At 36.5% G+C, this 19,702-nt stretch carries 22 protein-coding genes and 1 pseudogene; 9 read left to right on the forward strand and 14 right to left on the reverse strand.

Features of this window, described 5'->3' with window-relative positions; all coding sequences use genetic code 11:
* Positions 1-114 precede the first annotated feature (114 nt).
* Positions 115-363: a hypothetical protein gene (locus tag DMC01_RS06085; RefSeq protein ID WP_142693383.1), complete on the reverse strand. Its 249-nt coding sequence runs from the start codon at positions 361-363 to the stop codon at positions 115-117.
* 592 nt (positions 364-955) lie between these two features.
* Between DMC01_RS06085 and DMC01_RS06090 the strand changes: the two genes are divergently transcribed.
* The 7 genes from DMC01_RS06090 to DMC01_RS15890 all read left to right on the forward strand — a co-directional run bounded on the left by DMC01_RS06090 (position 956) and on the right by DMC01_RS15890 (position 11,727).
* Complete coding sequence (locus DMC01_RS06090; protein ID WP_142693384.1) at positions 956-2,053, forward strand: nitronate monooxygenase; 1,098 nt, start codon at positions 956-958, stop codon at positions 2,051-2,053.
* Positions 2,037-3,872 (forward strand): N-acetylmuramoyl-L-alanine amidase, encoded by a 1,836-nt coding sequence (locus DMC01_RS06095; protein ID WP_142693385.1) that lies wholly within the window; start codon positions 2,037-2,039, stop codon positions 3,870-3,872. Before DMC01_RS06090 ends, DMC01_RS06095 begins: the two co-directional genes overlap by 17 nt.
* Entirely contained in the window at positions 3,832-5,982 is a 2,151-nt protein-coding gene (gene mnmC1 / locus DMC01_RS13375; RefSeq protein WP_185908772.1) for an FAD-dependent 5-carboxymethylaminomethyl-2-thiouridine(34) oxidoreductase MnmC1, read from the forward strand. Before DMC01_RS06095 ends, mnmC1 begins: the two co-directional genes overlap by 41 nt.
* A 203-nt stretch (positions 5,983-6,185) precedes the next feature.
* A complete protein-coding gene (gene alaS, locus DMC01_RS06105) occupies positions 6,186-8,876 on the forward strand; it encodes an alanine--tRNA ligase (protein WP_142693386.1) in 2,691 nt (896 codons plus the stop codon).
* Positions 8,876-9,118, forward strand: a complete 243-nt coding sequence (locus DMC01_RS06110) for a hypothetical protein (RefSeq protein WP_142693387.1) — start codon at positions 8,876-8,878, stop codon at positions 9,116-9,118. Before alaS ends, DMC01_RS06110 begins: the two co-directional genes overlap by 1 nt.
* Positions 9,106-11,019, forward strand: coding sequence for a penicillin-binding protein 1A (locus DMC01_RS06115; RefSeq protein ID WP_142693388.1), 1,914 nt, complete (start codon positions 9,106-9,108; stop codon positions 11,017-11,019). The genes DMC01_RS06110 and DMC01_RS06115 overlap by 13 nt, the downstream gene beginning before the upstream one ends.
* A 576-nt stretch (positions 11,020-11,595) precedes the next feature.
* Positions 11,596-11,727, forward strand: a complete 132-nt coding sequence (locus tag DMC01_RS15890) for a hypothetical protein (protein ID WP_282432267.1) — start codon at positions 11,596-11,598, stop codon at positions 11,725-11,727.
* Positions 11,728-12,118: 391 nt separating this feature from the next.
* On the opposite strand, the gene DMC01_RS16545 is transcribed toward DMC01_RS15890, so the two are convergent.
* The 10 genes and pseudogenes from DMC01_RS16545 to DMC01_RS06160 all read right to left on the reverse strand — a co-directional run bounded on the left by DMC01_RS16545 (position 12,119) and on the right by DMC01_RS06160 (position 17,308).
* Complete coding sequence (locus tag DMC01_RS16545; protein WP_185908774.1) at positions 12,119-12,259, reverse strand: hypothetical protein; 141 nt, start codon at positions 12,257-12,259, stop codon at positions 12,119-12,121.
* Positions 12,260-12,368: 109 nt separating this feature from the next.
* The gene (locus DMC01_RS06120) at positions 12,369-12,872 is read right to left on the reverse strand and encodes a hypothetical protein (RefSeq protein ID WP_185908776.1); all 504 of its coding nucleotides are present in this window, start codon (positions 12,870-12,872) and stop codon (positions 12,369-12,371) included.
* Positions 12,873-12,876: 4 nt separating this feature from the next.
* A pseudogene (locus DMC01_RS06125) lies at positions 12,877-13,047 on the reverse strand (NAD-dependent deacetylase); the annotation flags it as partial.
* A gap of 39 nt (positions 13,048-13,086) precedes the next feature.
* On the reverse strand, positions 13,087-14,139 hold the full coding sequence (locus DMC01_RS14995; RefSeq protein WP_246059058.1) for a hypothetical protein: 1,053 nt from the start codon (positions 14,137-14,139) through the stop codon (positions 13,087-13,089).
* 9 nt (positions 14,140-14,148) lie between these two features.
* Positions 14,149-14,280 (reverse strand): hypothetical protein, encoded by a 132-nt coding sequence (locus DMC01_RS15895; RefSeq protein WP_282432268.1) that lies wholly within the window; start codon positions 14,278-14,280, stop codon positions 14,149-14,151.
* The gene (locus tag DMC01_RS06140; protein ID WP_142693390.1) at positions 14,270-15,766 is read right to left on the reverse strand and encodes a sel1 repeat family protein; all 1,497 of its coding nucleotides are present in this window, start codon (positions 15,764-15,766) and stop codon (positions 14,270-14,272) included. The genes DMC01_RS15895 and DMC01_RS06140 overlap by 11 nt, the downstream gene beginning before the upstream one ends.
* A 181-nt stretch (positions 15,767-15,947) precedes the next feature.
* A complete protein-coding gene (locus DMC01_RS06145) occupies positions 15,948-16,382 on the reverse strand; it encodes a hypothetical protein (protein ID WP_142693391.1) in 435 nt (144 codons plus the stop codon).
* Positions 16,369-16,572: a hypothetical protein gene (locus DMC01_RS06150; protein ID WP_142693392.1), complete on the reverse strand. Its 204-nt coding sequence runs from the start codon at positions 16,570-16,572 to the stop codon at positions 16,369-16,371. The genes DMC01_RS06145 and DMC01_RS06150 overlap by 14 nt, the downstream gene beginning before the upstream one ends.
* A complete protein-coding gene (locus DMC01_RS06155; protein WP_142693393.1) occupies positions 16,559-16,795 on the reverse strand; it encodes a lysozyme inhibitor LprI family protein in 237 nt (78 codons plus the stop codon). The genes DMC01_RS06150 and DMC01_RS06155 overlap by 14 nt, the downstream gene beginning before the upstream one ends.
* 18 nt (positions 16,796-16,813) lie before the next feature.
* The gene (locus tag DMC01_RS06160) at positions 16,814-17,308 is read right to left on the reverse strand and encodes a hypothetical protein (protein ID WP_142693394.1); all 495 of its coding nucleotides are present in this window, start codon (positions 17,306-17,308) and stop codon (positions 16,814-16,816) included.
* Positions 17,309-17,581: 273 nt separating this feature from the next.
* Between DMC01_RS06160 and DMC01_RS06165 the strand changes: the two genes are divergently transcribed.
* Positions 17,582-17,893, forward strand: coding sequence for a hypothetical protein (locus tag DMC01_RS06165; RefSeq protein WP_142693395.1), 312 nt, complete (start codon positions 17,582-17,584; stop codon positions 17,891-17,893).
* Here DMC01_RS06165 and DMC01_RS06170 read toward each other — a convergent pair.
* The 3 genes from DMC01_RS06170 to DMC01_RS06175 are packed head-to-tail and all read right to left on the reverse strand — an operon-like array spanning position 17,833 to position 18,584.
* On the reverse strand, positions 17,833-18,081 hold the full coding sequence (locus DMC01_RS06170; RefSeq protein ID WP_142693396.1) for a hypothetical protein: 249 nt from the start codon (positions 18,079-18,081) through the stop codon (positions 17,833-17,835). The two genes, DMC01_RS06165 and DMC01_RS06170, sit on opposite strands and share 61 nt — an antisense overlap.
* Before the next feature lie 58 nt (positions 18,082-18,139).
* Entirely contained in the window at positions 18,140-18,280 is a 141-nt protein-coding gene (locus DMC01_RS13385; RefSeq protein WP_185908778.1) for a hypothetical protein, read from the reverse strand.
* Positions 18,264-18,584 carry a hypothetical protein gene (locus tag DMC01_RS06175; RefSeq protein ID WP_142693397.1) on the reverse strand — a complete coding sequence of 107 codons (321 nt, stop codon included), beginning with the start codon at positions 18,582-18,584 and terminating at the stop codon, positions 18,264-18,266. Before DMC01_RS06175 ends, DMC01_RS13385 begins: the two co-directional genes overlap by 17 nt.
* 250 nt (positions 18,585-18,834) lie before the next feature.
* On the opposite strand from DMC01_RS06175, the gene DMC01_RS06180 reads away from it, so the two are divergent.
* The gene (locus tag DMC01_RS06180) at positions 18,835-19,527 is read left to right on the forward strand and encodes an SIR2 family NAD-dependent protein deacylase (RefSeq protein WP_142693401.1); all 693 of its coding nucleotides are present in this window, start codon (positions 18,835-18,837) and stop codon (positions 19,525-19,527) included.
* Positions 19,528-19,702: the final 175 nt, after the last annotated feature.

The following is a 19,702-nucleotide window of genomic DNA, read 5'->3' on the forward strand; positions in this document are numbered from 1 at the left end:
GAATTTTCTCTTATTAATTTCAGCAAATTTTGATGAGGATATTGCCTTAAAATTTTTGTCTTAATTTTGTTTTCTTTAAATGAAGGACAAAATTTTCTTTTTTAGCCTTTAAATTTAGCTAGACGAAACCTTGCAAAGCCTCTTCTGTTTGCACTTGCAAGACGTGTAACACGAAGCAAAAAAATTCACAATTTCGTTTATGTGGTTTAGTCCATTTGCAAACTCGAATTTGGCGTGTTTTACTTTGTAATGTGCCTTTGCTTCTTCTTGCAAAGTTGCAAGACAAAACGAAGTAAAAAATCCACCAAGGCACCGTAGGCTTTGAAGCTTTCCTGTAAATCTCGCACTCGTTAAACCCTGCAAAGTCCTTTATGATAGGTGGCAACTCTTTGTCAAAGCAATGTTTAACGATTTACATATAAACACAGCCCTTGCGTTTTAGCAAATCTTTTGCTTGTGGTTGCAAGATTAGTAGCACGAAGTAAAAAATACTTCAAAATTTCCCTTACATTTGACGAAATTCGCAAACGACACTTTGTTTTTCATAGGACTTAGCTTAAAAACCCTTTGGTTTAAGTTTAATTGAGCCTAAATTCAAAGCCCTAAAATCTTGCCTTTAAGCTTTTTAAACATCCTTGATGAGGTTAGCTAAATTTATCAAAAGCTTTAGAGCTAATATGATGACATTTTATAAAACAACCCTTAAAGCCTTTTAACTTGACATTTGAATTTAATAATACTCCAACTCATCCTTTTTCAAAAAGAACAAAAATAAGCACTTTTTTATAAAAGCAAATTAAATTTATGCAGTTTTTGATAAAATACAGTTATAAAATTGCATTATGTAAGTAAAGCATTGTAAATTTTAGCTAAAATTCAAAGCAATTTTTAGTTTTAAAGTTGAGTTTTGCAAGTTTGAGCTTGCATAAAATTAAGCTAGATTAAAGGTAAGATGATGAGTTTAGGGTCTTTAAAAATTGGCAAACACAGCATTAAATATCCCATCATACAAGGTGGAATGGGACTTGGCATTAGCTGGGACCGTTTAGCCTCTGCTGTATCCTTAAACGGCGGACTTGGCATCATCTCCTCTGTTGGCACAGGATATTACGAAAACCGCTCTCACATCAAAAAAGAATTCAACACCCGCCCATATGGTAGCGAAAATTTCTACTCAAAAGAGGGCTTAAAAGCCGTTATAACAAATGCTCGCAAGGTATGCGGAGATCTCCCTCTTGGCTGTAACATACTCTGTGCTAGCAATGACTATGCCAGAATAGCAAGAGATGCTTGCGAGGTAGGCTTTAATGTCATCATCTCAGGTGCAGGGCTTCCTACGAATTTGCCAGAATTCACCCAAGACTTTCCAGAAGTAGCCCTAATCCCCATAGTATCATCCCCAAAGGCTTTAAAGATTATATGCAAAAGATGGCAGGGCCGTTACAATAGACTTCCTGATGCTGTGGTGGTTGAAGGACCAAAGAGCGGAGGACATCAAGGCTTTACTTATGAACAATGCCTTGATCCAAACTACCAGCTTGAAGCTGTTTTGCCCACTGTTGCAGCTGAGGCGAAAAATTGGGGAAATTTCCCACTAATAGCAGCAGGTGGGGTGTGGGACAAAAAGGACATTGAAAAGATGATTAGCCTAGGAGCTAGTGGGGTTCAAATGGGCACTCGCTTCATAGGCACCTTTGAATGCGATGCAAGCGATGAGTTTAAATCCGTGCTTTTAGGATGCAAAAAAGAAGACATTGAGCTAATTCACTCACCTGTTGGCTACCCTGCACGGGGGGTTCGTACGAATTTACTAAATCTTGTAGATAAAAGAATGGGTCCTAAAATTCACTGCATTAGCAACTGCGTAGCACCTTGTGAAAGGGGCAAGGGGGCAAATGAGGTAGGATACTGTATAGCAGATAGGCTCTTTGATGCCTATTTTGGACGAAAAGAAACAGGGCTTTTCTTTACAGGGGCAAACGGATATAGGCTAGATAAGCTTATATCAGTAAAAGAGCTTATGGATAAACTTGTAAATGGCGAAGAGTCTTAGGGCTATTTATCTAAGCTTACTTTTTGTAAGCCTTGCTTTTTGTGCTTATGAGAAGGAATTTGCCAATTTTGATCAAAATTTTGCAAACTCAGATGATAAATTAATCTTTCATCACCAGCTTAAAAGCATATACATACAAACTGTAATCAACGAAGATTCAAATGCCAAAATCGAAGCCTTAAAAAGACTAATCATCAGCTCAGATGCCCTAAAACTTGACAGCAAAAGCTATGTAGCCGAGCTTAAAGAGCTTTCAGTAAAAACTGAGCCAAAAAAGAACACGGTTTTTGTTTTAGGCATTCATCAAAACGAAGATGAGCTTGTTTTAAGGCTTAATGAGAGCTTAAAAAATGAGGATCTTAAAAAAATAGAGCTTAAAGAAAAGGATAATTACCGCTATATATTTGACTTTGAAGCCTCCTTAGACGGTGGCAGAAAGGACTTTGAATTTAAAGACGCTAAGATAACAGTAGCACAGTTTAACCCCCAAACAACCCGCCTAGTCCTTCACTCTACAAAAGAAATGGCTTATAAGCTTGAAATTGAAGGCAAGAGTTTAAGGATTAAACTGCCAAAAACAGTAGCTCAAAACAGCAAAAAACAAGAACCCCCCCAAGCTAAAAGCACTACAAATTCAGCCAAAACGACAAATTCACCAACAAAAACGTCCCAAAACACCCAGCAAGCACAAAAGCCCTCAAATTCAGCCACTGCCAAAAAAGAACCCCTTTATGTTTTAAAAAGCACAAAAGAAGATGATAGCATAAGGCTTAGTCTAAGCACTGAGCTTAAAGATAGCGAGATTAAGCAGTTTTCAATGCGTGATAAAAACTTAAACCGCATAGTTTTGAGCTTTGAAGCAGCATTGGAGGGTGGGAGAAAAAACTTCTCCTTTGGAAAAGATACTGTCATTTTAACGCAATATACCCCACAGGTTGTCAGGGTGGTGTTTAGCTCTCAGGATAAATTCAAGCTCATCAAAGAAAATGAAGGCAAAAGCTTGATTTTAAGCTTTGAAAAAGAAGGACAAAAAGCTAGCAAACAAGCTCAAAGTTCTGCAAACAAAAAGTCCGCAACTCCAGCAAAAAAACAAACCACAACTCCTCAAAACAACACAAAAAAGGTAAATACCAAAAATAAGATCATAGTCATAGACGCAGGACACGGAGGCAAGGACGGAGGGGCTGTAAATGGCAAGTTGATCGAAAAGGAAATAGTCCTTGCAAGCTCGCTTAAAATAGGCGAGGAGCTTAAAAAAATGGGCTATAAGGTCTTTTACACTCGCACAAAGGATGTATATATAAATCTTAGAGATCGCACAAAGCTTGCAAATGACAAAAAGGCAAATCTCTTCATCTCAATCCACGCAAACGCAGCACCAAATAAAAACAAGGCAAAGACTATGCAAGGCATTGAAACCTTCTTTTTAAGCCCAGCTAGAAGCGAAAGAAGCAAAGAAGTTGCAGCCCTTGAAAATAAGGCAGATTTAGAGGAGGCAAATTATTTTTCCAAGCAAAATTTCTTACACTCTTTAAGCAGAGAAAAGATCATAGCCTCAAACCGCCTTGCCATAGACATTCAAAAAAATCTTTTAAGCTCTGTTCGTGCTAAATTCAAGGTTACAGACGGTGGGGTTAGAGAAGCACCCTTTTGGGTGCTAGTTGGAGCTCAGGATATGCCAGCCGTGCTAATAGAAATAGGCTATATTTCACATCCTGAGGAGGGCAAAAGGCTTCAAAGCAAGGCTTATCAAGAGCTCTTAGCCAAAGGCATAGCCCTTGGCATACAAAATTATTTCCGCAACAACTCAGATGACTAAGGCAAGGCTTGAATTTAAGGACAAGAAGCTTTATTCTCTTGATTTTAACGATATTTATTTTGACAGCTTAGAAGAGGCTAGTTTTACATATAGCAAGAACTTTAAATTTAGCCAACATGAGCATTTTATCATAGCTGAGCTTGGCTTTGGAATGGGGCTAAATTTTTTTCTCACCCTGCAACGTTTTTTAAACACAAAAAACAGACCCAAAAGGCTTTTTTATGTGAGTTTAGAGGGCTTTTACATTGAAAAAGAGCTTTTACTTGAATTTTATAAAAAATTTGACTTTTATGATGAGTTTAAGCCTTTTTTAGAGCCTTTTTTGAAGGCATATCCAAGATGTAAGGATGGGATCTACCGTTTTTATTTTGAGGATGCCTTTTTGGATCTTGTCTTTGGCGAGGCTACAAAAAGCATTAAGGAGCTTGATTTCAAGGCTGATCTGTGGTATTTAGACGGCTTTAAACCAAGCGTAAATTCAAGGCTCTTTGATGAGAATATACTAAAAGAAGTAGCTAGACTTTGTAAAAAGGGTGCTTGTTTGCTTAGCTTTTCCTCAGCAAGTAGCTTTCAAAGGGCTTTAAGAGCAAATGGCTTTTTTGTTGAAAAGATCAAGGGCTTTAAAAAAAGGGAGATGATAAGGGCTGTTTTTGGTGAAGAGCTTGAATTTAAGGCTAGTGTTGATGCAAAATTCAAAGAAGAGACTAAAATTCAAGCCACATTAAATGTAAAGCCTGAATTTAAGGCTGAAATTCAAGCTAAGTGTAAAGAAGAGCTTGAATTTAAAAATGCATTAAACAATAAAGATGAAATTAAGGCAAGTGCTGAAAAAAAATTCAAAGAAGAGGCTAAAATTCAAGCTACATTAAATGTAAAGCCTGAATTTAAGGCTGAAATTCAAGCTAAGTGTAAAGAAGGGCTTGAATTTAAGGCTAATATAAAAAAAGAGCTTGAATTTAAAGCTAATCCAAAAGACAAAGAGGCTTATTATGCAAGGGTTTGCACCCCTTACTCAAATAAAAAAGTTGCCATCATAGGCTCAGGCATAGCCTCTGCCTGCCTTGCTTATGAGCTTTCTTTGCGAGCTTTTGAAGTAACTGTTTTTGAAAAAAACGACAGCTTTGCAAGCGGAGCAAGTGGGAATGAAAGTGCCATTTTAAGCCCCTTGATCTTAAAAAAAGAAGCCTTGCTGGGTGAGTTTAGTGAGTTTGCCTTTTATGAGGCAAGTCGTTTTTATAGGCAAATTTTAGGCATTGTGCCTAGCGGTGCGATTCAAAAAGCTCACACTCAAGAGATTAAAGAAAGATTTAAGGCACAAAAAGACAGTGTCTTATTTGAGATCAAAGACGACACAGCCTTCATAAAAGATGCCGTGCATCTAAGACCTAAGCAAATTTTATCCTCACTCTTTAAAAATGCTAACTTGAATTTCAACTATGAATTTACAAGGTACAGTTACGAAAACAATGAATTTTGTTTGAAATTCAAAGACAAGGCTGATCAAAAGGGCTTTGGCGTGTTAATTTATGCTATGGGGGCTAAGAGTGAGGATTTTTTGCGCTATGAGGCTATGAAATTAAGCACGGTAAGAGGACAGCTAACTCACATAAAGCCTTGTTTAAAAACCCCTTATCCTCTTTTGGCTAAGGGTTATATTTGTCCCGCACTTTCAAGCTTACAAGTAATAGGAGCAAGCTATGACAGGCTAAATACTAGCTTAGAGCCTAGCTTAAAAGATGATTTAGCAAATATAGCAAACATAAAGGAGTTTTTACAAGCTGAGCCTGAAATAATAGGCTCAAGGGCAAGCCTTCGTTCTTATTCTAGCGATAGATTTATGATTTGTGGGAGCTTTTATGATGAGTGCTTTTATAAGAATGCCTACAAAGACTTGCTTTGGAGCAAAAATAAGCCTCAAATTTATCCTAAAAGCACTCTTCCTTTGTATTTTAGCCTAGCACATGGTTCTCGTGGCTTTGCTAGTGCGGTAATTGCGGCTAGGTATTTGTGTGCTTTGATCTGCAATGAGCCTCTTTTTATCCCTAAAAAATTCATCTCACAGATCCATCCTGCAAGATTTTTAATAAGAAGGCTTAAAAAGGGCTTGTAAGGCTGTTTTGACATATGAATTTAAGATAAAATTAGCTAGATTCTTTTAATTAAGCTACTTGTGTTAATTTTAAGAACAAAAAGCCGATTAAGTTAAAGTGTATTAAAGTAAAATCTTATTAAGCTTTTAAAGGGCTTAAGCTATAAGGAAGTGTTTATTCTTCCTTAAACATAAATTTGATATTATTAAACAAAGGATTTTTAATGGATATAAGAAAAGAGTTTTTAGATTTTTTCGCAAGTAAAACCCATAGCATAGTGTCCTCATCTCCGCTAGTGCCCGATGATGCGAGCTTGCTTTTTACAAATGCTGGAATGGTTCCTTTTAAAAGCATCTTCACAGGAGAAATACCTCGCCCAAAGCCCCCACGAGCGACAAGTTGTCAAACCTGCATAAGAGCAGGTGGCAAGCACAACGACTTAGACAATGTCGGCTACACAGCAAGGCATCACACCTTTTTTGAAATGCTTGGAAATTTCAGCTTTGGGGATTATTTCAAAAAAGAAGCGATTGATTTGGCCTGGGAATTTGTAACAAAGGTGCTAGGATTTGATGAGGATTTACTTTATATAACAGTGCATGAAAGCGATGATGAGGCCTTAGAGCTTTGGAAAAAATATGTAAATCCTAGCAAGATTAAAAAAATGGGAGATAAGGATAATTTCTGGCAAATGGGAGAAACTGGTCCTTGTGGACCTTGTAGTGAAATTTATGTGGATCAGGGAGAGAGGTATTTTAATGGCAGTGAGGATTATTTTGGAGGAGAGGGAGATAGATTTTTAGAGATTTGGAATCTTGTTTTTATGCAGTATGAAAGAAGTAAGGATGGCACATTAACTCCTCTGCCAAAGCCATCAATAGACACAGGTATGGGCTTAGAGAGGGTTTATGCTCTAAAAGAAAAAAAGATTAACAATTTTGACACCTCGCTTTTTGCACCCCTTATGAGCTGCATTGAAAAGATCACAAAGGAAAAATATTATAGCGATGAGGATTATTTAGAAAAAGAGGCTGAATTTAATAAGCAAATGAAAGGCAAAAGAGAGGAAATTTTAGATACAAAAAGATTGAAATTAACTGAAATTAAAAACAATCAAGCACATTTTAGGGTAATTGCTGATCACGCTAGAAGCGTGGCTTTTTTGCTAGCACAAGGGCTTAGCTTTGATAAAGAAGGAAGGGGCTATGTTTTAAGGCGAATTTTACGCAGAGCCGTTAGACATGGCTATTTGCTAGGGCTTAAAAAGCCCTTTTTGTGCGAGGTGGTAGGTGCTGTGTGCGAGAGTATGGGCGGGCATTATGGCTATTTGTTAGAGAGAAAAAATACCATTATGAAACAGTGCAAAGATGAGGAGGCAAGATTTTTTGATACCATTGAGGCTGGAATGACGCTTTTCAAGGAGGCTCATAGTAAAATGCTTAAAAAAAGAGAGTTCAAATCTAGCGATGGAAAAAAAGTGTTGAAATTTAGTGGAGAAATAGCCTTTAAGCTTTATGATACCTACGGCTTTCCGCTAGATCTAACTCAGGATATGTTAAGAGATTATAGCAGCGATGATGTAAAAATGGAAGTGGATTTAGAGGGCTTTGAAAAATGTATGAGTGAGCAAAAATCGCGCTCAAAGGCTAGCTGGAAAGGCAGTGGGGATAAGGCTGTAAATGGCGATTTTAAGGAGCTTTTAGAGGAATTTGGAGAAAATGAGTTTATAGGCTATGAATTTTTAGAGAGCAAAAGCAAGGTTTTAGCACTCTTAGATGCAAATTTCAACTCAACAAAGAGCCTCAAATTTGGCTCAACGGGCTGGGTGATGCTAGATAAAACCCCATTTTACGCCACCAGCGGTGGGCAAGTAGGCGACACAGGCCTTATAGGGCAAAATGAGGTTTTAAGCACTCAAAAATTCTTTGGGCTAAATTTAAGCGAGGTAAAAATAAGCGAGGATTTAAGGGTAAAAGATAACATAAAAGCAACTGTTAATCAAGCAAAAAGAAAAGAAATATCCTCTCATCACAGCGCCACTCATCTTTTGCATTATGCCTTGCGTGAAATTTTGGGCACTCATATAGCTCAGGCTGGCTCCTTAGTAGAGTTTAACAAGCTTCGTTTTGATTTCACTCATCCAAAGGCCTTAAATGAAGAGGAGCTTGAAAATATAGAAAATTTGGTAAATGAGTGCATAGCAAGGGATGATGAGTTGATCTTAGAGCTTATGAGCTTAGAGGATGCTAAAAAAAGCGGAGCCATAGCCCTTTTTAATGAAAAATATAAGGATATGGTGCGTGTTGTAACGCTTGGTAAAAGCAAGGAGCTTTGTGGGGGAACCCATGTGAAAAACACAGCTCAAATTGGAAGCTTTTATCTGGTAAAAGAAGGTGGGGTTAGTGCTGGGATTAGACGCATTGAAGCAGTTGCTAGTAAGGCTGCTTTAACTTATGCAAAGACCTTTATGACGCAAATTGAGTCCTTGAAAAGCGAGCTAAAAAATAGCGATCTTTTAGCCTCTATAAAAAGGATCAAGGCTGAAAATGTCGAGCTTAAAAACAAGCTTAAAAATGCCTCAAAAAGCGAGTTAGCAAGCCTTGATATGAATGGGGTGCAAGTTTGTGTAGCAAGGCTTGATGAGGGCGATATAAAAACCAGAATAGATGAGTTTAAAAATGCCTATGCAAAAGCTATTATCTTACTCTTTCAGCTAAAAGAAGAAAAGATCACCCTTGCTTGTGGGGTTAAAAATGCCTCTTTGAGAGCCGATGAGCTTGTAAAGCAAGTGGCTTTAATACTTGGAGGCAGTGGGGGCGGACGAGCTGATTTTGCTACAGCAGGAGGTAAGGATATAAACAAGCTTGAAGAGGCTATGATGCTTGGCTTAAAGCTCATTGAGGATAGTTTATAATGTATATTTTAACTAAGCTTAGAGAAAAAATTCAGCCTTTAAATTTGATAAAAGCTAGGTTTAAAAAAATAAAAGCTTTTTTAAATTTAAGACTGACAAGCTTACAAAAAGATACAAAAATCAAACAGTTTTTATCAAGGCTTAAAGCAAATTTAAAAAACAAGTCTTTAAATAGCCTTGAATTTTCTTTATACAAAGGCTTAAATATAGCAAGATCAAGGACTGTTTTATGCGAATTTTAAGCTTTATTTTTTCTTTGATCTTTCTTGTTGGGCTAAGTGGTGTTATTTATGGGCTTTATCTTTTTTCAAATTCTGGGGTTGAAAATTACACCTTTAAGGAATTTAAGCCTCCGCTTAGCACTCAAATTTTTGATAGAAATGGCAAATTAGTAGCCAATATCTTCGACAAAGAACACCGCTTTTATGTAGAGTATAAAGACATCCCACCTCGCTTGATAGAAGCCTTAATAGCCATAGAGGACACCGCTTTTTTTGAGCACAGTGGAGTAAATTTAGACGCCATAATGCGAGCCGCATTTAAGATGTTTCGTGCTGGAAAGGCAGTAGAAGGAGGATCAACCCTAACCCAACAACTAATCAAAAACACAGAACTTACCCCAGAAAAAACCATCTCACGCAAGATAAAAGAGGTATTACTTGCCTATCAGCTTGAATTAAAGCTCTCAAAGGAGGAGATCTTAGAAAGGTATTTAAATCATATCTTTTTTGGGCACGGATATTACGGGATTAAAACCGCTTCTTTGGGGTATTTTCGCAAAGAATTAAACGAGTTAAATTTAAAAGAAATAGCTATGCTTGTTGGTATGCCTAAGGCTCCAAGCACCTATGATCCTACAAGAAATTTAAATTTGTGCATTTCAAGGGCAAACAATGTCCTTCATAGGATGTTTAGCATAGGTTGGATCTCAGAGGCTGAGTATATACAAGCTGTTAAATTTATGCCACAAATTTATGATGACACTTTAACAAAAAATGTAGCACCCTATGTGGTGGATGAGGTGATTAAAAGATTAGAGCCAGTGCTTAGTAATTTAAAAAGTGGGGGCTATAAGGTGGAGTTAGCCCTTGATCTTGATGTGCAAAATATGGCAGAAACAGCCCTTCGCTTTGGCTATGATGAGATAGTTAAAAGGGATAAGGATGCGAATTTAAGCACCTTAAACGGGGCTATGGTGGTAGTTGATCATCAAAATGGGGATCTTTTGGCCTTGGTTGGTGGGGTGGATTATAATAAAAGTAATTTCAATAGAGCCACTCAAAGTCTAAGACAGCCAGGAAGTTCTTTCAAGCCCTTTTTGTATCAAATCGCCATTGATCTTGGCTATTCACCTGTGAGTGAGGTAGCTGACATTTCAAGGACCTTTGGTAGCTGGAGACCTAAGAATTTAGGAGGAGGCATAAAAGGGCTTGTTACCCTAAAAGATGCCCTCACTCGATCAAGAAATTTAGCCACCATAAACCTAGCCTTAGACATAGGGCTTGATGTTGTTTATAATAGGCTCTTAGAGCTTGGTTTTAGCGATCAAATTCCAGCTGATCTTTCCATAGTACTTGGAAGCTTTGGCATTTCTCCTTTGGACTTTGCTAAGTTTTATACTATGTTTGGTGATTATGGGGTTATGAAAGAGCCTATTTTGATTAAAACTGTGAAAGATAGAAAGGGCAATACCGTTTTAAGCTTTGAAAACAACGCCACTGAGGTTGCAAATGCAGCACAGATCTATCTAACCCTTTCTATGATGGAAAATGTAGTAGCAAGAGGCACAGGGCGAAATGCTAGCGTAGCTGGTATAGCAGTGGCTGGAAAAACAGGCACTAGCAATGAAAGCAAGGATGCTTGGTTTGTAGGGCTTACTCCTGAGATAGAAGGAATCATTTGGTTTGGAAATGACAACAATAAACCTATGAAGGCTACTGAGGGCGGTGCAAGGACAGCTGCACCTGTGTTTAGGGAGTTTTTAACAAGATATATAGATAAATTTCCTAATACAAGAAGGTATTTTAGGGTACCTGAGGGGGTAAGTAGGGGTAATTATAACGGCACAAGCGAGTTTTACACGCCAAAGTCTCCCTTTCCTCAAAAAAGTATTTATCAAAACCCAGATGAGATGCTCTTTTGAGCTTATTTTGAGACCATTTTAATGGATACTTTTTTAAAGAGTATTTAGGGCTTTGCTAGCTCTTAGTTTATGCCTTGAATTTTAAGACTAAAAATATTTTGATTTGATACAAGATTAGGCTTAAGATAACTTAAGCAGATTTTGGCTTATCAACTTTAATAAATTTTGATAAGAATTTTGTCTCAAAATTTTCGTATCATATCTAAATTTTGTTTCTTTTAAATAAAGTATAAAATTTTCTTTCTTAGCCTTTAAATTTGACAAGTCTAAACTTCGCAAAGCCCCTTTTGCTTGCAGTTACGAATGTGTAGCACGAAGTAAAAAAATACTGTACAATTCTTTAAATTTAGCCTCTGAAATTTTGAAACAATTGATATACTTGTTTTTCATCAATGTAATAATAACTTAAAGCTTTTTTATTTGAGCTTAAGTTGTCTTGAGCCATTTTAAAAACTTGCTTTAAATCAAAAAGAAAAAGGTGTAAAAAATGAAAGAAATTCAACTAGCTCACGGGGGCAAATAAACGAGTTTTTGCAATTTTTAAGGTGCTTGACAATAGTATTTTAAGGGATGCAAATGAGCGGCGATTGTGAGTTTTTCGCAGTTTTTGCAAAGCGAGACTTTAAATTCAAGCAAGAACGCAAATTTAAAGTTATCGCAAAGTGCGAATTTGAATTCTTTACAAAATGTGAATTTAAATTCTATTAAAAGTTAAACTTTAAATTTTGTGCAAAATACAAAGTTAAATTAAGTTTAAATAAGAATTCAAATTTAATGTAAAATGAGAATTTAAATCCCACTTAAAATGCTTTAAATTCAACTCAAAATAATGATTTAAAATCACACGAAAATTCAAACCAAAAATCAGCCAAAAATTCACAAAACACTCACAATTTAAAAGAAAATTCACAAAAAAGCGTGAATTTTTTATGAAATTATATTAAAAATTCACAAGAAAATTTGACCAAAAACAACGATTAAATTCCACAAAAAATTCACAAAATACCTTAAATTTCAGAGAAAATCCAAACAAAAATTCAATTCAAAATTTTGCAAATTTAAGCCAAAATTCGCACGAAACTTTAAGCGAAATTTTAGCTCAAAATTCAACCCAAAACTCCCAAAAAAGCAATGTTTTAAGCGATAAATTCACTATCAGCACGGATTTTCTTGCTGTAAGTCTCATTTTTTGGAGCGATGAGGTAAATATAGGTAAGATCTGCGTTTGTGGCAGTGTCAATGATGTGCTGATTATATAGGCTGTGTTTGATTTTTTGCTTTTTTCAATTTAATTTTGTCTTTTGAAAAATTGAAATTGTGTGAATTTTACAAAAAATTCAAGCAAAAATTCAAGTCATAAAATGAGACAAACTCCATAGCCGAGGCAAACAAATAGCTACGAAAATGAGCGTGCAGGCGAGTTTGCGACATTTAAAAAGCGTGTAAAGCCCTGCTATGCCTAGCACAACGAGAAAGGCAAGATAAATGAACAAAAGATAATTTTCATCATCTACATAAGTAGCGTTACCAAACAACCACAAAGCATTGGACAAGACAGTGCCTATGAAAAAGCACGCGTAGGGGTAAAAAAGCCATAAATTTGGGAATTTTTTATGCAAAATGAGGCTGACTAAACCCAAGACACAAAGCGTTAGAGCAAAAGGCAAGATGAGTAAATCCCTTAAATTTAATCCGTTAAGCGAAGCGGACTCAAAAAGTGAGTAGCCAGAAACGCAAAGCCAAAAGCTCCAAAAAATCGCAAGCAAGATTTTAGCACTTAGTCCTTGTGTATAAAGTATCCAAGCCCCAGCACCAAGGAAAAAGAACCAAAAAATTAAGGGTAAAAAGTCCATACACTCGCCTTTCATTGTAGAATTCAAGCACCTTGCTAGGATTTTTGGCATACCCTGTTGCCGAGCAAACCTCCATTACACCGTAATTTTCCCAAGGTCCGCCACTATCTTTAAAGGTTTTTAATCTGCTTTTTGCACTTAGTCCAGCCCCACTTAAAATCATAGCCTTTTTTATTTTTACCAAGCTAAAATCCTTCCTGCCAACAAAGCATTTTTAAAAGGCAAAATGCCAATTTTCATTTTCATCAAGCTGTGATTGATGGATAAATCCCACCTTTGCGTCCTTTGTCTTACGCGTGTTTGGTGGGAAATAAATCACCTTATGCCATTTTTTATTTATGTTTTGATTAAATCCTAGCAATTTTGTTTGTTGGATTTTTACTACCAAAATATCACTAAAATCTTTTTTGTAGATTCGTGCTACAATGTTGCCATTTGGCGATTCTCGTAGATTTACAAAATCATCTTTTGTTTTAAGCGACAATGTATATACTTCTTGCTCGCTGTATTCATTCAAATACGGTTTTACATTTTCATCCATTTTTTCGCTTAATTTTTTGATAAACTTAATTTTATCTGCGACAAGATAACTTCCCGCACTACACGCAGAAGAGTCCGCTATCAAGGCTATATCTTGATGATGCTTACTCCACACATCGCTTATATATCCACTCATATTTGCCACCTCAAATTCCACCTCATAGCTTATCTTTCCAGCAAAGCCATCAAGCACCCATTGAGGAATCTTATCAAGCACTTCTTTTTGATTGTGCGAATTTGGCTTTATCTGTAAATGGACATAAGCTAAAAAACGCGGTAAATTCTCATTTTCAAACAAGGTCTGCATAGGAAGATCATCACAACCTTGAAGACCCCCATAATGTGGCTTAATTGTAAGCTTTCCTTTTAGCTTAATGGGAGCTTTTAAACGGTAGTTGCAAAACTTCTCGGCTTCATTATCAAAGCAAGTTAATTGAGCTAGCTTTTGCCCCTTATCATTTGTAGTGATTTCATACCAAATGGGCGTAAAATGCTTTTTGACAAAGGCTATATGCCGTTGCTTTATAGGTGCGCTACAATGAGTATAACACTCATAAGGTCTCTTAGTTCTTTCACAAATATGAATACAGTCAGAGCTTGCATCATCTAAAAATTCCAGCCAATATTGATTTTGCTCTTTTTTGATTTGCTCTAATCTTTCTAGACTTATTTCATCAGCCAATACTGCCAAAAAGCTAAAACATAGAAAGGCTAATATTTTTTTCATTTTACAACCTTATTTTTGACATTGTATTTCTTTTAAGGAAATTTGACAAGACATTACAAAATAAAAAGTCGCACAAAGTCTAGCCATTATAACACAAACAAAAAGCCAGATTCGCTCACACTCAGCGCCACTACCACCCATTCCAACCGCTTTCAAGTTCTTCCCATTTACTTCGTATTTCTTTAATCTTTCCCAACTCTTTCAAACTCATTTGCTTTAAATGACAGCTTGTATCATCAGTGTCGCTACACGCATCAGAGCAAAAACCTCCTATATTTTCGCAATCCTTGGCAAAGTAATGCCTTGCCTTTGCTATATCCTTTTTCACTTTTTTTCCGCCCACAGCCTTGCCAAAAAGATATATTTGCCCCAAGTGCATACAGTCCTCACCCAAAGCACAAGCCTTATCATAGTAATGCAAGGCTTGTTTTTGGCTGATAAGCTCGCTCATACCAAAGTTCGTTTCCCCATCATAAAAATGTCCAAAACTCAAACAATGCTTAGCAATTTGCAACTCATCACAAGCTAGCTTAAAATAATCTAAAATGAATTGTTTTCTAAGCTCATCATCAGCCCTTGCTTCTGCATACGCAAAAAGAACAAGGGGATTTGAGTTAAGATAATCGCTTCGTTTTTTGGCGTTTTGAAGCATTAAAGCCACCTTTTTGCCATACTGCCTTGCGAGTGTGTAATTTAACTCTGGCTTATAATCATAATAAAAATACGCAAGATATTCACAGCCTGTAATCTCGCCCAAATCACAAGCCTTTTGTGCTGCTTTTTTGAATTTGGGTGGATAGATTTTATCATCCTCGCTTTCATAACTGTCTTTGTCAAATTTATCTTTGTGAAAAAAATCATAATAAGCCAAAGTAAGCACCTCGCAGCTTGTGGCATTGTTTTCATCGCATAATTTTTCGTGTGCGTTTATAATCTCATCTCGCCCCGCACAAGCACGGTGTGAAAGTTGTGAATTTAAGCCTTCCCAGCGACAAAACTTATCCAAATGTCCGATGTAATAAAAATCGCTTTGCTTATGCTTTCTCCACTCTTGCAAATCATCATTTATAGATTTTTCGATTTCTTTGTCGCGCTCATTGCAAGCTTTGGCTAAATTTTCTTTACACATTTTATCCATATCATCTATAAATTCCCCACTATAATACTCTTTTGTCTTGCTCAATTTAGCTTTTTTCAGCTCAATACAAGCATTTTTGTTGCCCTGCTGACATAATCTTTCAAAAAAATCATCTATGTCGTGTTTTTCACAAAAGGTACCATTTTCATATTCTTTACACTCTTTAAATACCATACCAATACCACGGTCTGCTAGCTTTGTAGCACTCAAAGTCAAATGCTCGCAAGCATTATCGGGCGTATTTATCTCACACGCCCTGACATAGTGAAATATCGCTTGTTTAAAATTCTCATCTTTTTCCTCTAGCTGTGCGAGTTTAAAGCATTGCTCATCATCTTTTTGTATTTGCTCAACGGTTCTATTATCATCGTTAAAAAGGCTATAATAACACTGCTGATAAAGCTTTTCTTTACTTTCGCAAGCGTTAAACATAAATAATAAAGCTATGCTAAAAACTGCTAAATTCAGTAGCTTGCTTAAATTTGCCATTTGCTTTTGTCCTTTTTTGAATTTTACTTTAAAAAAAATTAAGTCCTTGAATTTTACAAAAAATTCAAAACCTTCAAAAACAAAATTGCTGATTTTTCTATCAAACTAGGCTACTCATCTATTTATTCTAAAGAGTGTCTCTTTATATATTTTTCAACAAAATCCTCCAAAAGTGCGTCATTTACGGCTTCAAGTTTGATTTTGTGCTTTTTGTCATTTTCATCAAGCAAGGCTCGGTAAAAAATAAACGGCTCGCCCACTTCATCAAGCTCATCATCAAGCAGCTGTTTGCTGAATTGATGCAGATAAATTTGCCCTTAATCAGCTTAAAGCTAAGGTATTCAAGGCTGTTTTTGCCCTCACCCTTTGGCTCTTTGGCAGAAGTGATGGTAAAATACTCATCCTTCACTTCGCCTATTAAGTTGCCCCAGCAAAAGCCTTGTGAATCGCCTTTTTCATCAAAGATATTTGCGCAGTTGTAATCCTTAGCCAGTGCCCTCTTTATCCTTCCAGTTTCTAAGCACCACGGTGATAAATTTCTTTCCGCCCACTTGAAGTGAGCCTGCGTCTGTTGTGAGATTGTTTGTATCGTAGCGAAGCGTTTAAAAGTAGGCATTTTTTGTGTGTTCTTTTAGTGCATAATGTGAGAGTGTATAAATGCGAAAAGAGAGCATAAGCTCTAAACCGCTTTTTATGCTTCTTTCGCCTAAATTCTGCTCGCTTTTTTGGCGTAAATTTGCAAGCCACTGCCTTTGCTCTTTCAAAAGCCTTTCTTTGCCTGCCTTATCAAGGCTAGCCCTTGCCATATGTCTGTGCCATTTGTTTGTCTAACGCGGCAAGCTCTTCATCGCTGCAAATGAGCTTTTCGGTGTTTGTCCTTGCTTTTTTACAATCAAGGCTAGGACTTATAATGCTTTGCTCGCTTTCTTTCTTTTCTTGGTTTGTTTGCTTTGTTTGCGTGGAATTTGCATACATATTTACACACAAAACAAGCCACACAAAGCCTAAAATTTTGCTTAAATTTTTCATTTGTTTTGTCATTAAAATTTAAAAATCATCTTTTTGTCTAATGTCAAAAAAATTCTCATCTTTGCTTTCAATCTTGCGTAGTGGAATATAATAAATCATCACAATCCGAAAAAGTATCAAAAAAATAACCGCGCCCAAAATGACAAACCAAAAAGGATCTATACTACTTAGCTCATTTTGTATTCGATTCATTTGCAATAATAGCTCCATATTCATAAGATCTTCATCGCGCCTTAATGCTTTATCCCAAATGCTTATCTCTCTTGGAGTAGGTGTGCTAATCCACTGCCACAAGAGATAAAGGGCAAATCCTAGCACCGCGACACACACAGCTACGATGCTCTCTAAGCCCACTATCCCATTGCACCACGTTGTTTTGAATTTGGATTTATATCGTGTTTTGCAATGTTTACACTCAATAATCCCACCACTAATAACGCTTTGATACACAGAGAGTGTCTCAAATTTGTTTATATGCTCTCCGCAAACTTCACATTTTGTCGTAAATGCCATCGTTAGTCCTTAATTTGATGTTTAAAATTAAACGCCAAATTTTAGTCTTTAAAAGCCAAAAAATTCTTAAATTTCGTAAATTTTTTATCTAAAATCCAAAAAATTCACGCAAATTTAGCAAATTTTCGCCCAAAATTCACGCCTTGCCGTCATTGCGAGCCTTGCGAAAGCAGGCGAAGAATCCATTTTGAATTTTTTACGCTAAATTTAAAGGCGACTTTAAGGCTGTGGATTCTTCGCTACGCTCAGAATGACGAATTTCGGAGGTTTTGCGTGAATTTTAAGCCAAAAATTCAGCAAAATTTCCCCAAAAATTCACGCAAATTCAGCAAATTTTCGCCCAAAATTCACAAACAAAACTCAAAAGCCACATTCACAAAATGCCAAAGCCAAAATTCACGCTTTTTATGCAAGGGTGTGAATTTTTTGTTGAATTTAAACCAAAAATTCAAGGATTTTCTAAAATTTCAAGTATTTTCTAAAAAATTCACAAAACGCCCCAAAACCCACAAAAATCCACTTAATCAATTAAATATACTCTCATCTAAATTCTCTAAATCCTTTAAACTAAGGCTTTTTATGTAGCAGAAGGTGTCGCCGTTTATATTATCTTGGCATTCTTGCTTGCAAGCCTCGTTTAAAACCCCATTTTCTGTGCAATCTTTCTTGCAGTTATATTCGCAATCCTTGGCAAAGCACCATCTTGATTTTTTGAGATTTGGCTTTGCTCTTTTGTCGCCCACATCCTCGCCCCAAAGGTAGATTTGCCCCAAACCGCTTCGCCTAGCTCGCACGCTTTGTTGTAGTAGTGCAAGGCTTGTTTGTGGTTGATTAACTCTTGCCTATGCTCGTTTCATCTATCAAGCCCCTTATCATAACGCTCGGCAAGTGTCTTGCACGCATTTGCACCTCCCAAATCACAACCCGTTTTAAGATAATAAAGCAAGGTTTTAATCTATTCTTTCTCCTCAATGTCCTCTTCAAGCTTGGCGAGCTGCACGCATTGATGAATACCTTTTAGTGTCTCGCACGCCATTTTTCCATACTCTCTTGCTAGCTTTAAGTTTTTACCGTCCTCGTGTAAGTAAAAATACTCAGCTAATGCGTAGCAGCTTTGCGGATTTCCTAAATCACAAACTTTTTGTGCTGCATCCTTAAAGGGCTTTATGTATCTTTTATCTTCATACAAACTTCTTCTATCCGTGCTGTAAAATACTGCAATGTCAATGCAGGCTTCACCATTTTGTGTGCCTTTTTCATTTTTTTCTCTTTGCAAGTAATTTACAGTTAAATTTGCTTGAATTTTTTCTTTAAATTTTGCCTTTTAAAGTCTTGTTCGCTTTGTCTTGCTTAATCCTTAAGATTTTAAAACTTGTAAAAATTAAAACTTCAAATTTTACAGTAAATTCAAAAAAATTACTGTTTTTAAGCTAAAATTTAAGACAAAATTAATTTTTAAAGAGGCACATTTAGCTTTTAATTCTAGCTTTTGTGCCTTAGAAATTCATAAAAAGGAACTTTGGGTGATAAAAAAGGCTATGATCTTAAGCGGGGCTGGGCTTTCAGCTGAGAGTGGGCTAAAAACCTTTAGAGATAGTGGAGGACTTTGGGAAGATTATGATGTGATGGAGGTTTGTTCTGCTTCTGGCTTTGCTAAAAATCCTAGCAAGGTGCTTGAATTTTATAACCAAAGACGCATTCAGCTTAAAAATGTAAAGCCAAATCACGCCCACGAGGTCATAGCAAGGCTGAAGGCTGAATTTAAAGAAAGGCTTTTCATCATAACGCAAAATGTTGATGATCTGCTTGAAAGGGCTGGTTGTGAGGATGTCATTCATTTGCATGGCTACTTGCTTGAACTTTATTGCACAAATTGTGCTTATAAGCAAAACATAGGATATAAAAGGCAAGAAAGCACAATTTGCCCTAAGTGCAAGCAGCCCTTTTTAAGACATAACATAGTTATGTTTGAGGAGCAAGCCCCTGAATACTCTACACTTTATGAGGCTTTAAACGAGACAGGGCTTTTTGTTTGCATAGGCACAAGTGGCTATGTTTTGCCTGTGGGGCATTTTGCAAGAAGGTGTGAAAAAAGCATTTTGAATAATCTTGAAATTGAAGCTAAGTTAGCTTTGTATTTTGATAAATGCTATGAGCTAAGTGCAACTGAGGCTATCGATAAGATAGCTAATGATTTAAGAGAGTTTTTCAAGGAATGAAAAATTTTAACCTGAATTTAAAAGTATATTTTTAAAGGCTCAAGACAACTTAAGCTCTAATAAAGGAGCTTCAAGTTTATGATTACAGCGATGAAAAACAAGTATATAATTCGTTCCCGAATTTCGCAGATATAATTTAAGGAATTTTGAAGTATTTCTGCCTTGATATTAAAGC

Origin of the sequence: Campylobacter troglodytis (assembly GCF_006864425.1) — a bacterium.
GTDB classification, from domain to species: domain Bacteria; phylum Campylobacterota; class Campylobacteria; order Campylobacterales; family Campylobacteraceae; genus Campylobacter_D; species Campylobacter_D troglodytis.